The organism is Kutzneria chonburiensis (assembly GCF_028622115.1).
Lineage (GTDB): Bacteria > Actinomycetota > Actinomycetes > Mycobacteriales > Pseudonocardiaceae > Kutzneria > Kutzneria chonburiensis.
The window spans coordinates 3,241,180-3,255,540 of record NZ_CP097263.1 but is presented as its reverse complement, the minus strand read 5'-3'; the positions used below and the strand labels follow the sequence as shown (position 1 = coordinate 3,255,540).

8 protein-coding genes and 1 pseudogene are annotated in these 14,361 nt (G+C 68.8%); 3 read left to right on the top strand and 6 right to left on the bottom strand.

Annotated elements, in window-relative coordinates:
* Positions 1–11: 11 nt before the first annotated feature.
* The 4 genes from M3Q35_RS14630 to M3Q35_RS14615 form a co-directional block, all read right to left on the bottom strand.
* Positions 12–1,460, bottom strand: a complete 1,449-nt coding sequence (locus tag M3Q35_RS14630; RefSeq protein WP_273942291.1) for an arabinofuranosidase catalytic domain-containing protein — start codon at positions 1,458–1,460, stop codon at positions 12–14.
* Positions 1,412–3,511 (bottom strand): ricin-type beta-trefoil lectin domain protein, encoded by a 2,100-nt coding sequence (locus M3Q35_RS14625; RefSeq protein WP_273942290.1) that lies wholly within the window; start codon positions 3,509–3,511, stop codon positions 1,412–1,414. The genes M3Q35_RS14630 and M3Q35_RS14625 overlap by 49 nt, the downstream gene beginning before the upstream one ends.
* 71 nt (positions 3,512–3,582) lie before the next feature.
* Positions 3,583–3,837 (bottom strand): hypothetical protein, encoded by a 255-nt coding sequence (locus M3Q35_RS14620; protein WP_273942289.1) that lies wholly within the window; start codon positions 3,835–3,837, stop codon positions 3,583–3,585.
* A 35-nt stretch (positions 3,838–3,872) separates the two neighbouring features.
* On the bottom strand, positions 3,873–5,681 hold the full coding sequence (locus M3Q35_RS14615) for an RICIN domain-containing protein (RefSeq protein WP_273942288.1): 1,809 nt from the start codon (positions 5,679–5,681) through the stop codon (positions 3,873–3,875).
* A gap of 390 nt (positions 5,682–6,071) precedes the next feature.
* On the opposite strand from M3Q35_RS14615, the gene M3Q35_RS14610 reads away from it, so the two are divergent.
* Both M3Q35_RS14610 and M3Q35_RS14605 read left to right on the top strand, forming a co-directional pair.
* A complete protein-coding gene (locus tag M3Q35_RS14610; RefSeq protein WP_273942287.1) occupies positions 6,072–7,517 on the top strand; it encodes an endo-1,4-beta-xylanase in 1,446 nt (481 codons plus the stop codon).
* Between the two features lie 20 nt (positions 7,518–7,537).
* Complete coding sequence (locus M3Q35_RS14605) at positions 7,538–9,919, top strand: ricin-type beta-trefoil lectin domain protein (RefSeq protein ID WP_273942286.1); 2,382 nt, start codon at positions 7,538–7,540, stop codon at positions 9,917–9,919.
* Here the strand turns inward: M3Q35_RS14605 and M3Q35_RS14600 are convergent.
* Positions 9,916–10,674, bottom strand: a complete 759-nt coding sequence (locus M3Q35_RS14600) for an RICIN domain-containing protein (RefSeq protein ID WP_273942285.1) — start codon at positions 10,672–10,674, stop codon at positions 9,916–9,918. The two genes, M3Q35_RS14605 and M3Q35_RS14600, sit on opposite strands and share 4 nt — an antisense overlap.
* A 229-nt stretch (positions 10,675–10,903) precedes the next feature.
* Here M3Q35_RS14600 and M3Q35_RS14595 point away from each other — a divergent pair, with 229 nt between their 5' ends.
* Positions 10,904–13,006 (top strand): cellulose binding domain-containing protein, encoded by a 2,103-nt coding sequence (locus M3Q35_RS14595; protein ID WP_273942284.1) that lies wholly within the window; start codon positions 10,904–10,906, stop codon positions 13,004–13,006.
* Positions 13,007–13,050: 44 nt separating this feature from the next.
* Here the strand turns inward: M3Q35_RS14595 and M3Q35_RS14585 are convergent.
* Positions 13,051–14,357, bottom strand: a pseudogene (locus M3Q35_RS14585) (RICIN domain-containing protein).
* Positions 14,358–14,361: the final 4 nt, after the last annotated feature.

Genomic DNA, 14,361 nt, shown 5'->3' with positions numbered 1-14,361 from the left:
GGCGGAGCCTTTCAGCCGAGGGTCCATTGCTGGTTGCTGCCGTGATTGCAGGTCCAGAGCTGGGTCTTGGCGCCGTCGGCGGTGCTGTTACCGCTAACATCGAGGCAGAGCCCGGACTGCGCGCCGGTGATGGTGCCGTCGTCGTTGAAGTGCCACTGCTGGCCGGCTGCACTGCCGCAGGCCGAGATCACGACGGATGTGCCGGAGGTGGTCTGGTCGTTGGCCGCTGCCATGCACCTCATGTCGCTGCCGCTGTACACGGTCAGCTGACCGGTCGCCGTCCGGCTCCATGTCTGGTTGGTCCCGCCGTTGCAGTCCCAGATCTGCAGCTGCGTGCCGGGAGTGGTGCTGAGCCCGTTGACGTCAAGGCACTTGCCCGCGCCGACCGCCCGCACCGCCCCGGTCGAACCGCTGCCGCCGCTGGCGAACCCGGCGGCGACGATGTTGGCCTGCACCGCGTTCTCGGTCGCGTCGGACGGGTAGCCGGACACCATCGCACCTTCGTAGAAGGTGCCGGCGCTGAGGTTCGCGCCGCCGCCGGGCTTGCAGCAGTCCCCGCCGCTGCCCAGGACGATGGCCCCCTGCTTCTTCATCGGGTTGTAGCCGGGCGGCAGCGAGCCGTCCCACAGTGTCGTCAAGGCGCCGGCCTGTGCGCTGCTGCCCTTGAGCGCGAATCGTGTCGTGCCGTTGTTCTTCAGCATCGCCGTGACGTACTTGCTGGTGAAGGCCCGCTGGTTGGGGTTCCACTGCTGGCTGCCGCCGGGGTAGAGCCCCCATTCGAGGTCGGCCTGGACCCAGGGGCCGGTGCCGCTGCACCCGCCGAACCAGCAGGAGGTGCTGAAGTTGATGGCGTCCATGGCCCCGGCGGCGTCGGCCTTCCTTGTCGTCTCGCTGTTGCCGTAGTCGAAGCAGCAGCCGCCGTTGACGTGCGTGCCGCTGGTGACCATGTACATGCCTTCGGGCGCGGTGCCGGTCGGAATCCCGGTCAGATGGCCGTCACGCCAGTAGCTGTTGCCGGGGTTGATGTACAGCGAGTAGGCCTTGCTGCCGCCGACCGTCAGCGACTCGGTGGTCGCCTTCGCGGGACTGCTCTGGGGCGAGCCGGGAACCGCGCTCGATCCCTGGTACCACAGGTCGTTGCCGTGGCCGGACTGGTCGTACACCACGGTGATGACGCAGGAAGTGTTGGCACAGAAGGAATCCTGGGCGGTGGCGTCGGCGGTGCCGCCGGCCACCAGCACGCCGATGTTCCTGGTCGTGTTGTCCGACGAGCGCCGGACCTGGTAGAGGCTGCCCGAGTACGAGCCGTAGAGCGCGCGCACCGTGCTGTGGGCGGCGACGCACGGCGTGCCGCCGGCGGCGTAGATGTCACAGGGGCCGGTGGCGGCGGCCGAAGCCGGCGCCGACCACGTCACCGCGGCCAGCAGCACCGCCAACGCCATCGCGATTCGAGACCACATTGTCCGCTCCCGTCAGCTGGTGGCCCACTTCTGGGTGGTCTGGCCGTTGCAGGTCGACAGTTGGACGAGGGTTCCGTTGGTGGTGCCGGTAATGTCGAGGCACAGTCCTGATTGGACTCCTTGACGGTGCCGTCGGCGTTGACGGTCCACTGCTGGTTGGTCTGGCCGTTGCAGTTCCAGATGATCACCTTGGTGCCGGGCGTCGTGCCCTGACCGCTGGCGTCGGCACAGCGCATGCTGTCGCCGCTGTAGACGCTCAGCTCGCCATTGGCCGTACGGGTCCAGGTCTGGTTGCCGCCGCTGTTGCAGTCCCAGATCTGGAGTTGGGTGCCGGCCGTCGTGCTGTTGTTGTTGACGTCGAGGCACCGATTGGCGGCGCTGTTGCGCAGCACGCCAGACGTCGAGCCGCCACCGCTGCCGCCGACACCGGCGGCGGAGATCACCTGCTGCGCGCCTGACGGCCAGTTGGTGCCGCTCACCAGCACGTTCCCGCTCAGCACGTTGTTGTGCGGCGCACCGGTGGCGACGTTGGTCGCGCCGCCGTTGTACCAGTTGGTGGAGAACGTGTTGTCGTTGGTGTTGTTGCTGCCGTTGGCATTGGTGAACGCCCACACCCCGGAGTCCTGCACCACGTTGTTCGACAGGCTCACGTACCGCGAGCCCTCGTCCAGGTAGAGCCCGACGGTGTGCTGGTTGTCGTAGACGTAGTTGTGGTCGAAGGAGCTGCCGGGGTTGGCCGAGAGGTTGTAGAGGCTGCCGCCGTCGTGGAAGATCCGCTTGGTGCCGTGCACGCGGTTGTAGCTGACCACGGTGTCCCGCAACGTGGTGGCGGTGGTGTAGACCGGCTGGTAGTTGTACAGGCCGCGGTTGCGGTAGTCCTGGCTGCCGCCGGCGTCGTTGGCGCCCCAGCCCCACCCGATGTCGATGCCGTCGTAGGCGAGGTTGGCCACCTCGTTGTGGGTGATCACGGCGTGCGTGACGTAGGTGGACAGGATGCCGGCCATGTCCTTGTAGTCCTTGGCGACGCCGGTGACCAGGTTGTCGGACAGCGTGATGTCCTTGTCCACCATCGCGGGGTTGGACGGGTGGTGCGCGTCGGGCCGCACGCCGCCGACGACGATGCCCGCCCCCGAGTCCTCGGTGAACGTGTTGTGGTCGACGGTGATCGACGATGCGCCGAGACCGACACCGGAGGCGTGGGCGTCGGCGTCATTGCCGATGCCGAGTGCCACCTCGCCGAGGTTGGTGAAGGTGTTGTCGGCGAAGGCGATCCGGCTGGCCGCCGAGACCTGCACGGCCGCCGGAGCCTGGGCCCAGTCGTTGCGCGCGCCCTCGAACAGCTGGCAGCCCGACTGGCACGAGCTCAGGAAGTCGGACGGCTGCTGCTCGGCGCGCGGGAGGAACGTGCCGCTCTGCTGGTCGGCGTAGCCGACCGAGGTGCTCGGCGTGAGCCAGGTCGTGTGCTCGAAGTGGATGCCCTTGAACGCGATGTCGTGCGCCGGGGCGGTGTAGCTGCCGCCGATGTCGACCAGCGAGGTCAGGCGCGGCAGCTCGATGTCGCTCTGCGCCGGGTTCTTCCCCGCCGGGGCCTTGTAGAACAGCTGTCCGGCCGACGGATCGAGGAACCACTGCCCGGCGTTGAGGAACGAGTACGAGTTCTCCAGGAACAGCTGCCCGCCGCCGAACGGCTTGGCCAGCGTGTCGTAGCCCCAGTTGTTGTTGTTCCACGCCGGCTGCTGCATGGTGATCGCGGTGCCGCTGATGTGGTCGACCGGCGCGAACCGGTCGGTGAACGAGTTCTGGCTCTCCACCTCGATCCGGTTCTGCCCGGGCAGCGTGGCCAGATAGTTCAGCGCCGGGTTGGTGATCGTCATGCCGGCCGTGGTGATCTGCACGTCGTTGCGGGACAACGAGATCGCCGCGCGAGGGGCCAGCGATCCGTCCACGAAGAGCTGCCGGGAGTCGATGCCCTTGGGCACGGTGGCGACGTAGATGTTGGCCGCCGCGTCACGCACGGTCCAGCCGGTGACCTGCTGTCCGCCGGACAGCACCGGGGTCTGGCCGGCCGCGGCCTGCCAGGTGACCTGGTGACCGCTGCCGGGCGAGTCGGCGGCGGTGAGGGTCAGGGAGAGGTGAGCCGGTAGGTGCCGCCGGCGAGTTGCACGACCACGTCGTTGTTCGCCGCCACGGCGCGGGCCAGCTGCTGCGCCTTGGCCGGTGTGGCGACGGGTTGGTCGAGCGTGCCGGGATTGGCGTCGTTGCCGGTGGGGGAGACGGCGATCGTGACGGCGCCGGCGGCGTGCGCGGGGGTCGCGATCACCGCACTCCCGGCGAGGGCAGCAAGTGCGGCGAGCACTGCTGTGGTACGGATGGCCATGGCTTTGATGCCTTCCGGTGCAGGGAAAAAACGAGTCAGCGGAGCAGGAAGTCCTGGTTGGTGCCGGGCGCGTCCTTGCACGGCCACTGGTCGAGCTGCTGGCCGGGGTTGCCGCTGGCGCCGTAGACGTCGAGGCACAGGCCGCTGGCCTGGTTGCGGAACTCGTACGAGCCGTCGGACTGCGGCAGCGGCTGCCACAGGCCGCCGGTGCCCGGCGGTCCCTGGACGATGTTCGGCGTGCCTTGCGCGGTGGAACCGGCCACGACGTCCTGCCCGGAGCCCTGGGCGCGGAGCTCGCCGTAGCCGCCGGTGCCCGGGACGAACTGGAACTGCTGGTTGGTCTGCCCGTTGCAGCTCCACTGGTCGATCACCGCGCCGGTGTTCGAGCTCGCGCCGTACACGTCGAGGCAGAGGTTGTTGCTGGCGACCACGAACTGGCGGTTGCCGCCGGGGAAGCCACCGCCGCCGGACGTGGCCGGTGTCAGGTAGACGGCGAACGCGTCGTGCGAGGCCTGGAACGTCACCGGCACGGTGATCGAGCCACTGTTAGCGCTAACATTCTGGTTGTAGACCACCTGCGGCGCGGCCAGCGGCGCCTGGTCCGGGATGCGCTGGACCGTGACGTTCACCGAACCGTTGTTGGCCAGCCAGGGGACCGCCGACAGGCCGCTGAAGGTGACCGGCGAGGAACCGGTGTACCCGTTGGAGTCGCCGATGATCGCCACGGCGCGTTTGGCGGTGGCGTCCTCGGCGGCGGAGATCGCGGTCGAGCCGACCTGCCCCGAGGTGGCGACCAGCGTCCCGGTCAGGTCGGCGTAGTCGCGCAGCGCCCACCAGTTGCCGGTGGGCTGCCAGGTCCCGCCGCTCTGCGTGAGGACCCCGGTCAGGTTCGGGGTGACGCAGCAGACCCAGTTGCCGCGCATGGCGTTGGTGTAGCCGGACTGGGCGAACCGGGCCAGGTACCACGCGGTCACGCCGGCGGTCTGCCGGTCAGCCGGCTGGTACTCGTTGGCCGACAACGGAACCGGACCGACACCGGCCGTCGTGAGCGCGTTGTTCAGCGACTGCGAGACGGTGACCGGGTCGTCGACGTCGCCCTCGTCGTGATTGGTGATCATGTCGGGCACGGTGCCGGCCGCCTTGACGTGGGCCAGCCAGGTCTGCCACTGGGCCGAGCGGGCCTGCGGCGTGTACGCGAACGACGGGCCGACGATCTTCGCCCCCGGCGCGAGCCGCCGGATCTCCCGGTAGGCGGTGTCCCACATCTGGAAGTACTGGGCGCTGTTCACACCCCGGGTCCAGAACACGGAGATGTCGGGCTCGTTGTCGATGTCGTAGGCGAAGGTCAGTCCCGACGCCTGCAACGCGCCGATGGTGGCGTCGATGAAGCTGACCCAGTTCGCGCAGCTGCCGTTGTCGCACGGGTAGGTGGTGTTCGAGGGCTGGCCGCCGTTGAGGCCGTAGATGTCGGTGAGCAGCGCCTGGTACTGGGCGTGGTACGGCGGTCGGGTCAGCCGCCGGGCCTGCGCGATCATCGAGTCGAGGTCGGCCTGGGTGGCCGAGCCGAAGCGGTAGCCGTCCCTGATCCAGCCGCCGGAGTACCAGCCGCCGCCGCGGAAGGCGTTGAGGCCCAACGGCTGGAGGAACTGGTCGACCGGCTGGGTGCCGTCCGAGGTGATGCCGTAGAGGAAACCCTCACCGACACCGGTCGACGGCCCACGGGTGGCGGAGAGGTCGACGCTCAGGGACGCGGCCGGGGCCGCATGGCCGGTGACGGGCGTCAGCAGCGCCACGGCGGCCGCGATGGCCAGCAGCAGCCGACCCGTTCCGCGACTGGTTCTCATCGGCTCCTCCGGTCAGGATGTGTAGAACTCATGGCGTGCCGGGTCGAGGGACGCGAGATCGGCGCCGGCCACCGGACCGGGACCGCTTCCCTTGTTTTGACCGGTAAACCGGCTGGCTCGACGGGGCCGGATGCTACGGAGGACGGCGAACGCCGGTCAACGGGATGTTTCGTACTCATGCCGGACGCTGCGGGATCGTGCCGCCGCAGCGGTGAAAGTTTCAGCCGGCCGAGAGCGGCGGCAGCTGTGGGAACGGCGTGCGGTTCCGGGCCCGCCTTGACACCGATGGTGGTCGGCGGTTGCCTACGGCGAGTTCGCGCTGTCCCTTCTCGACGGCACGCGGCCTGCCCCCTGTGGTGTGACGGGCCGTGACGATCTCGGAGGTCTCGTATGTCCCCCTGCGCTCGATCCCTTCGACCACGACGATCCACCGCCGTGCTGGCGGTGGCCGCCGCGACGATCCTCACCTTCGTCGCGGCCCCGTTCGCCGACGCCGCCTCGCCGCTGCGCTCGCTGGCCGAGACGAAAGGCAAGTACATCGGCACCGAGCTGACCGGCAACATGGTCAACAACTCGACGGTCACCTCGCTGGCCGGCGCCCAGTTCGACATGGTGACGCCGGGCAACGAGATGAAGTGGGACACCACCGAACCGTCCAACGGCAACTACAACTTCGGTCCCGGCGATCGCATCGTGTCCTTCGCCCAGTCGCACAACATGCAGGTGCGCGGGCACAACCTGGTGTGGCACAGCCAGTTGCCGGGGTGGGTCAACGGCGTGCCCCGCAACCAGGTGCAGGGTGTGATGGAGGCTCACATCACCACCGAGGTGAACCACTACAAGGGCAAGATCTACGCCTGGGACGTGGTCAACGAGCCGTTCAACGAGGACGGCAGCCTGCGCCAGGACGCCTTCTACAACGCGATGGGCAGCGGCTACCTGGCCGACGCGGTCCGCACCGCGCACGCCGCCGACCCGAACGCCAAGCTGTACATCAACGACTACAACATCGAGGGCGTGAACGCCAAGAGCAACGCCCTGTACAGCCTGGCCCAGTCGATGCTGGCCCAGGGCGTCCCGCTCGGCGGGATCGGTCTCGAGGGGCACTTCATCGTCGGCCAGGTGCCGTCGTCGATGCTGGCCAACATGCAGCGGTTCGCCGCGCTGGGCCTTGACGTCGCGGTCACCGAGCTGGACGACCGCATCCAGCAGCCCGCCTCCGGTGCGAGCCTTCAGCAGCAGGCCAAGGACTACGCCACCGTGATCAACGACTGTCTGGCGGTGACCCGCTGCCCGGGTGTCTCGCAATGGGGCGTCGGCGACGCGGACTCGTGGATTCCGGGCACGTTCCCGGGCTGGGGCACGCCGACCATGTACGACAACAACTACCAGCCCAAGCCGGCCTACAACTCGACCGCGACAGCCCTCGGCGGGTCCGGCGGCGGTGGCGGAACCACCACGGGCGCGCTGCATGCGGTCGGCGCGGGCAAGTGCCTGGACACGCCAACAACCACGGGCACCCAGCTGCAGATCCGTGCCTGCACCGGCGGCGCCAGTCAGACCTTCACTCGCAGCTCGTCGGGTGAGCTGTCGGTCTCCAACGGTTCGTACTGCCTCGACGCCAACGGGCGGGGCACCTCGCCGGGCACGAAGGTGATCATCTGGTCCTGCAACGGGCAGGCCAACCAGCAGTGGAACATCAATGCCGATGGCACCGTCACCGGTGTGCAATCGGGCCTGTGCCTTGATGTTAGCGGTAACAGTACCGCCGACGGCGCACTGGTCCAGCTCTGGACGTGCGGCGGCGGCAGCAACCAGCATTGGACCTTCGGATGACGGCGAAGGAAAGGTCGATCATGACTGGGGTCCGCCGACTACGGCTGTTGCTCGGAGTGCTCGTCCTGGTCGTCGGCGGGGTGGTGGGTGTCGCCGCCGTGCCGGCCGAGGCCGCGACGTCGATCACGCTCAACGGCGGCTCGGCCGGCCGCGTCTTCGACGGGGTCGGCGCGATCAGTGGCGGGGGCGGCAACTCCCGGCTGCTGATCGACTATCCCGAGCCCCAGCGCGGCCAGATCCTGGACTACCTGTTCAAGCCGGGCTACGGCGCGGCCGTGCAGATGCTCAAGATCGAGATCGGCGGCGACACCAACTCGACCTCCGGCGCGGAGCCGAGCGTCGAGCACACCCGCGGCGCGGTCAACTGCGATGTCGGCTACGAGTTCTGGCTGGCCCAGCAGGCCAAGGCCCGCAACCCCGACATCAAGCTCTACGGGCTGGCCTGGGGCGCGCCGGGCTGGATCGGCGGCGGCAACTTCTGGTCGACCGACATGGCCAACTACCTGGTGTCCTGGCTGGGCTGCGCCAAGCAGCACAACCTGAGCCTCGACTACCTCGGCGGCTGGAACGAACGCAACTACAACATCGGCTGGTACGAGAACCTGCGCTCCACGCTGAACTCCAGCGGCTATTCCGCGGTGAAGATCGTGGGCGCCGACTCGGACTGGGGCATCGCCAACGACATCAACTCGAACCCGGCCTTCGCGTCGGCGATCAGTGTCATCGGCGCGCACTACCCGTGCGGCTATCGCTCGGCGCAGACCAGCTGCGGCGTGCCCGCGGCCGCCACGAACTCCGGAAAGACGTTGTGGGCCAGTGAGAACGGCTCGGACGACTACAACTCCGGCGCGCAGGCGATGGCCCGCGGTATCAACCGCGGCTATATCGACGGCAGGATGACCGCGTACCTGAACTGGCCGATCGTCGCCGCGATCACGCCGAACCTGCCGTATCCGACCATGGGACTGGTGCTGGCCTCGCAGCCGTGGTCCGGGCACTACACGGTCGGCAAGAACGCCTGGGTGCAGGCCCAGACGACCCAGTTCACCGCGCCGGGATGGCACTACCTGGACAGCTCCAGCGGCTACCTCGGCGGCAACCGCGGCAACGGCAGCTACGTCACGCTGAAGTCCACCAACAACAGCGACTACAGCACGGTCATCGAAACCGTCGACGCGGGCGGCGCGCAGACGGTGAACTTCGCCGTCACCGGCGGGCTGTCCAGCGGCGCTGTACACGTGTGGTCAACCAACCTGAACTCCGGCAACCAGGCCGACTACTTCGTGCACGAGTCCGACATCACGCCGTCCGGCGGCAGCTACAGCCTGACCCTGCAACCCGGTCGGGTCTACACCGTGACCACGACGACGGGACAGGGCAAGGGAACCGCGGCCGGACCCGGAGCCGGCGGCCTGAGCCTGCCGTACGCCGACAACTTCGACGGCTACGCCACCGGCGCCGAGGCGAAGTACCTGATGGACTGGCAAGGCGCCTTCGAGGTGGCCGGCTGCGGCGCCGGCCGGGCCGGGCGGTGTGTGCGGCAGATGAGCGCGCAGGCTCCGATCACCTGGGACACGCTGTCGGATCCGCATGCCCTGCTCGGCGAGCCGGGCTGGGGTAACTACACGGTCTCGTCCGATGTGCTGCTGGAGAAGTCCGGCTACGCGGAGCTGATGGGTCGGGCCAACACCCAGTCGTACGGCGGAGCCGGTGGCCTCAACGCCTACCACCTGCGGGTGAGCGACAACGGGGCCTGGTCCATTCTGAGCTCCAACACCAACGCCACCGTGACCACGCTGGCGCACGGCACCGTCGCGGCGCTGGGCACCAATCGTTGGCACAGCTTGGCTCTCACCTTCGCCGGCAGCGCCATCACCGCCAGTATCGACGGTGTCACGGTCGGGACGGCCAACGACCGCACCTGGGGTGCGGGCCAGATCGGCTACGCCACCAGCCAGGGGGAGACCGCGCAGTTCGACAACCTGTCCATCACGCCGGGCAGCGGCAGCGGCGGCTCGACCGGGACCATCGTCGGGGCTGACTCCGGACGGTGCGTGGACGTGCCCGGTGCCAGCCAGACCGCCGGCACGCAGGTGGAGTTGTGGGACTGCAACGGCGGCGCCAACCAGCAGTGGACGGCGAGCGCCGCCGGCGAGCTGCGGGTCTACGGCAGCGACTGCCTCGACGCCGACGGACAGGGCACCACCGCCGGCACGAAGGTCGTCATCTCGGTCTGTTCCGGCACCACGAGCCAGCAGTGGAAGGTCAACGCGGACGGCACGATCACCGGCGTGCGGTCGTCGCTCTGCCTCGACGCCACGAGCGCGGGCACCGGCAACGGCACACTGCTTGAACTGTGGACGTGCAACGGCGGCGGCAACCAGCGGTGGACCCGCGGCTAGCCGAACGTCCAGCGCTGGTTGTCCTGGCCGTTGCAGCTCCACAACTCGACCGGGGCGCCGTTGTCGACGGACGCCCCGGTCACGTCCAGGCACAGCCCGGACTGGACGCCGATGACGGTGCCGTCCCGGTTGAACCGCCACACCTCGTTGCCCTGGCCGTTGCAGGGGTGGATGACCACCGCGGTGCCCGGCTGCGTCCGCTGGCCGTAGGCGTCAAGGCACTGCGTCGTGCCGCCGAGCGTGACCGTCAGCTGGCCCGACGGAGTGCGCGTCCAGGCCTGGTTGGCCCGGCCGCTGCACGTCGACGTCTGGAGCTGCGTTCCCGCTGTGGTGGTCGAGTTCGGCACGTCGAGGCATTTGCCCGCGCCCACAGCGTGCACCGGGCTTCCCGTGGGCCGCGGCGGGGCGGGTGCGTCACCCGGCGGCGACAGCGGTACCGGTTGCGTCGGCGGGTTTGCCCTGGTGGTGGTGACCGAGCCCGGCGAAGACGTGACGGTGGCGGCATCCTGGGGTGGTGGCGCCACCACGTCGAAGGTGTAGCCGGGCCGATCGCTGTCCACAGTGGACGATGTGGTGGCCGGCGGCGACCACAGCGCGGACGGCAGCGGCTCGGCGACCGGGTCCGGTGACGGCCAGTTGGTGGCCAGGAAGATCACCGCCGAGCAGACCAGCGCGCCGCCCGTCGCCGTCCACACCAGCGCGGAGTCGACGCGTTGCCGGCCGTCGTGCCGTTGGTGATCTTCGAAATGCTCCATAGCGCGGGCAGCATACGGCACGGTCCAGCCGGCTGAACACATTCGACAGTTTCGATGTGCGAGGCCGCTTTCCCTTGCCCTGTGTAAGTTCCACGGCCGCCGCGGGGCGGCCGTGCCGGACCGAGGTGCGCCTTCGACGCGATTCGACAGCGCCGCCGGGCCGACGCGTGGACACCTCCCGGCGGAGCGCTTGTAGTTCCAGGCAAGCGATCGAAAGGGGAGTGGCCGAATGCCCAAGAGCCCAAGGTGGATCCGTGGTGTCACCGGACTGGCCGCGGTGGCGCTCGTCGCCGCCGGAGTCACGACACCGGCCACCGCCGCGACCACGGCCAGCACCACGATATCCGTCAACGCGACCGGCGGACTCGGGGCCATACCGTCGAATGCGATCGGCCTGAACACCGCCGTCTACGACGGTCACATGAACGACCCGGCCATCCCGGGTCTGGTCAAGGCCGCCGGCATCACGGCGCTGCGCTATCCCGGTGGTTCCTATGCGGACATCTACAACTGGCAGACCAATGTGGCCCAGGGCGGCTACGACGCGCCCAACACCAGCTTCGCCGACTTCATGAAGACCGCGCAGGCCACCGGGGCGAACCCGGTCATCGCGGTCAACTACGGCACCGGAACCGACGCGCTCGCCCAGGCCTGGGTGCGCAACGCCGACGTCACCAACAACTACGGGATCACCTACTGGGAGGTGGGCAACGAGATCTACGGCAACGGAACCTACGGCGCCAACTGGGAGGCCGACAGCCACTGCACCGACGCGTCGGGCAAACCGGTGACCATCGGCAGCGAACCGGCCCAGACCTACAACTGCGGGCCGGGCACCTACGCGGCGGGCGTGCTGAAGTACGACACGGCGATGAAGGCGGCCAGCCCGAACATCCACGTCTGCGCGGTGCTGACCACGCCCGGGTTCTGGCCCGACGGCGTGACCAACTCGACCACCAGCCCCCAACCCTGGAACCAGACCGTGTTGTCGGCGCTCGGGGCCAGGACCGACTGCGTGATCGTGCACTACTACCCGGGCGGCACCACCGCGGCAGGGATGCTGACCGATCCCGACGACATTCCCGGCATCATGTCCACGCTGCGGTCCCAGATCCGGCAGTACGCCGGCATCGACCCGGCCGGCGTGAAGATCGTCGTCACCGAGACCAACTCCACCATCGACCTCGACACCCAGCCGGCCGCCCTGTTCGGCGCGGACATGTACATGAGCTGGCTGGAACACGGCGTGACCACTGTGGACTGGTGGAACGAGCACAACGGCCCCGGCACGCCAAGTGTGGTCAACGGCGCGCAGGACTACGGGGATCAGGGCATCTTCTCCAGCGGCGCCAACGGAAGCGGCGTCACGGAGCCGCCCGTGAACACGCCGTTCTCGCCGTACTACGCGATCCAGATGCTGTCCAAACTGGGCTCGCCCGGCGACCAGATGGTCACGTCCTCGTCGGCCAACGCGTTGGTCCGCACGCACGCCGTGCGCCGTGCGAACGGCAGCCTGGACGTGCTGATAGACAACGAGGATCCGAGCACTACGTACTCGATCAGCCTGAACTACAACAGCTTCACGCCATCGGGATCGCCGACCGTGTTCACGCTGGCCAACAACGGAACCTCGATCACGAGCACCACCCAGTCGTCAACGACCTCGGTCACGGTCGCGCCGTACTCGCTGACGGTCGTGCAGGTGCCGGGCAGCGGTGGAACCGGCACCACGGCACCGGGGGCACCCGGCCAGCCGACCGTGTCGAACCTGACCTCCACCGGCGCACTGCTGAGCTGGCCGGCGGGGACCGCGGGCAGCTACCCGATCGCGCGCTATGACGTCTATCAAGGTGCCGCCTTGGCCACCTCGACCACCGGCACCTCGGTTTCGTTGACCGGCTTGACGATCGGGACGAGCTACACGTACAACGTCGTGGCCGTGGACAGCCACGGCAACGCCTCGCTGCCATCACCGCCGGTGACCTTCACCGTGCCGCCGCCGGCCAACAGCAGCTGTGCCGTGCACTACGAAGTCACCAGCAGTTGGAACGGCGGATTCGGCGGTGCGATCACCGTCACGAACCGGGCTGCCACGGCGGTGAACGGGTGGAGCCTCACCTTCTCCTGGCCCGACGCCGGTGAGGCGGTGCAGTCTGGCTGGAACGGCGTCTGGAGCCAGACCGGCCGGCAGGTGACTGTCGCCAACGCCGACTGGAACCGCACCATCGCCGCCGGCGGTTCGGTGTCGTTGGGCTTCAACGGGACGGACACCGGGGCCGCGCCGGCGCCGACCGTGTTCTCCCTCAACGGCACCGTGTGCTCCGCCGTATAGCGCGAGAGGCCGCCGCGATCGCGGCGGCCTCTCGGTGTGATCCGCTACGCGGTGCGCAGGCTCCACTGTTGGTTGGCCTGCCCGTTGCACGACCACAGCTGGATCTTCGTGCCGGCGGTCGTGCCCTGACCCGCCGCGTCGAGGCAGAGTCCGGACTGCACGCCGGTGATCGTGCCGTTGGCGTTGACGGTCCACTGCTGGTTGGTCTGGCCGTTGCAGTCCCAGAGGATCACCTGGGTGCCGTTGGCCGTGCCGCGGCCGGAGGCGTCCAGACATTTGTTGCCGTAGGCCATGAGCTGCCCTGAGGTGACCGTCCACAGTTGACTCGACTGGTTGGCGCAGTCGGCCAGCTGCGCCTGCGTTCCGTTGGCACTGGCGACATCGAGGCACCGACCCGACTGGCCGCCGACGACCTGCTTGCCGGCGGGCGGCGGCGGGGTTGGGTGGAATCGAACTGGGTGAAGAACTTCCAGACCTCGCCGGAGGTCCAGGTGTGCCAGCCGTCGCAGGTGCAGCCGTCGATGGGGCCGGGATCATGGCCGGCGCCGTCGAACGCCGCCCACACGACCGGATACCCGGCCTTGCAACCGGAGTAGGCGGTGACGATGTGGGTCAGGCTGCCCTGGGCCGGCTCCGGCGGGTTCTGCGCGGTGCAGCCGTTGGCCCGGACGAACGTGTCGCGCAGTGCCCGTCCGTTGGAGATCGGGAGCACGTTGTCCCGCAAGCCGTGCAGCCCCATGTACGCGATGGGTTGGTTGCCGCCGCTGCACCCGCTGAGGTTCGCGCCCGAATAGACCGCGACCGCCCGGAACACGGTCGCGCGGGCACAGGCCAGCGCGTACGTCATGGCGCCGCCGTAGCTGAAGCCGGTGGAGAACAGCTGGGCCGTGTCCACGCACAGGCCGCCCTCGAGCTGCCGGACCATGTCGTCGACGAAGGTCACGTCCTGGCCGCCGGGGTTGCCCCACCCGTTGTTGTTGCCCTGCGGCGCAACGAAGATCGTGCCGTTGCCGGCGTTGTCGGCCAGCCGCCGCAGGCCGTAGTAGGACCAGTTGTAGCCGTCGGTGCCGCCGGAGTCGACGTCGTTGGCCGTGCCGCCGACCCAGTGGAAGCCGAAGATCAGCCGGTAGGGGTGGTTGTTGTCGTAGTTGGCCGGGACGCGCAGGATGTAGCTGCGGTTCTGGCCGCCACTCTGGATGCTGTGCGTGCCACTGGCCAGCGTCGGCGCCTTGCCGCAGCCGGCCGTCGCGGCGTTCGCGTGGACGTCACCGGCTTGCGCGGCGCCGCCCGTCGTGAGGATCAGGCCCGCCGCGACCGCGATGATCCCCAACAGGGACTTGACTTTCGACATCACG

What these genes read in the sequence shown, in the direction of transcription:
- M3Q35_RS14630 (WP_273942291.1), bottom strand. Translation starts at nt 1,460, where the DNA reads ATGTGGTCTCGAATCGCGATGGCGTTGGCGGTGCTGCTGGCCGCGGTG.
- M3Q35_RS14600 (WP_273942285.1), bottom strand. Translation starts at nt 10,674, where the DNA reads ATGGAGCATTTCGAAGATCACCAACGGCACGACGGCCGGCAACGCGTC.
- M3Q35_RS14605 (WP_273942286.1), top strand. Translation starts at nt 7,538, where the DNA reads ATGACTGGGGTCCGCCGACTACGGCTGTTGCTCGGAGTGCTCGTCCTG.
- M3Q35_RS14595 (WP_273942284.1), top strand. Translation starts at nt 10,904, where the DNA reads ATGCCCAAGAGCCCAAGGTGGATCCGTGGTGTCACCGGACTGGCCGCG.
- M3Q35_RS14615 (WP_273942288.1), bottom strand. Translation starts at nt 5,681, where the DNA reads ATGAGAACCAGTCGCGGAACGGGTCGGCTGCTGCTGGCCATCGCGGCC.
- M3Q35_RS14620 (WP_273942289.1), bottom strand. Translation starts at nt 3,837, where the DNA reads ATGGCCATCCGTACCACAGCAGTGCTCGCCGCACTTGCTGCCCTCGCC.
- M3Q35_RS14610 (WP_273942287.1), top strand. Translation starts at nt 6,072, where the DNA reads ATGTCCCCCTGCGCTCGATCCCTTCGACCACGACGATCCACCGCCGTG.